General features: G+C 51.3%; 1 protein-coding gene. It reads right to left on the bottom strand.

The features are described 5' to 3' along the window. On the bottom strand, nucleotides 1-1,017 hold a 1,017-nt coding region (gene ahpF / locus VXQ11_RS15600; RefSeq protein ID WP_416706432.1), incomplete at its 5' end, for an alkyl hydroperoxide reductase subunit F.

Genomic DNA, 1,017 nt, shown 5'->3' with positions numbered 1-1,017 from the left:
TTACTGTCCTGAACGGATGATGTAATCAAATGCAGACAGCGAGGCTTTTGCACCTTCACCGGTCGCAATGATGATCTGCTTGTAAGGCACAGTGGTACAGTCACCTGCAGCAAACACACCTTTCACATTGGTTTCGTTGCGATCGTTAATCACAATCTCGCCACGACTAGTCAGCTCAACCGAAGTCTCTTTCAGGAAGTCGGTGTTAGGCAACAGGCCGATCTGCACGAAGATCCCCGCAAGTTCTACCGTATGCTCTTCATCAGTCGCACGGTCTTTGTATTTCAGACCGGTCACCTGTGAACCGTCACCCAGCACTTCAGTCGACAGGGCATTCTTGATGACTGTGGTATTCGGCAAGCTGTTCAGCTTGTCCTGCAGTACCTGATCGGCACGCAGCTTGGTATCAAATTCCACCAGCGTTACATGCTCTACAATACCGGCCAGGTCGATCGCCGCTTCGACACCCGAGTTACCGCCACCGATGACCGCAACACGTTTACCCTTGAACAGAGGACCATCACAGTGCGGACAGTAGGCCACACCACGGGTTTTATATTCCTGCTCACCCGGAACGTTCATCTCTCTCCAGCGTGCACCGGTCGACAGAATCACGGTTTTCGATTCAAGTTTGGCACCGTTTTCAAGGGTGACTTCCACCAGGCCATTGGCAGTTTCATCTGCACCTTTGATATTGGATACCCGTTGCAGGTTCATGATGTCGACACCGTATTCACGTACGTGTGCTTCCATTTCCGCTGCAAACTTCGGACCTTGGGTCTTCTGGATAGACGTGTAGTTTTCAATATCCATGGTGTCCATGACCTGACCACCCATGCGTTCAGCCACGATCCCGGTTTTAATGCCTTTACGTGCCGCATAGATCGCAGCGGTATTGCCTGCAGGTCCGCCACCGACGATCAGTACATCAAAGGCGTCTTTGGCATTCAGCTTTTCAGCATCTCTGGCAGCTGCATTGCTATCCAGTTTGGCAATGATTTCTTCCAGTGTCATACG

Source organism: Acinetobacter sp. 197 (assembly GCF_048148385.1).
Classification (GTDB): domain Bacteria; phylum Pseudomonadota; class Gammaproteobacteria; order Pseudomonadales; family Moraxellaceae; genus Acinetobacter; species Acinetobacter pecorum.
Note: the sequence above shows the minus strand (reverse complement) of the source record. Positions and strands in the feature narration are given on the sequence as shown.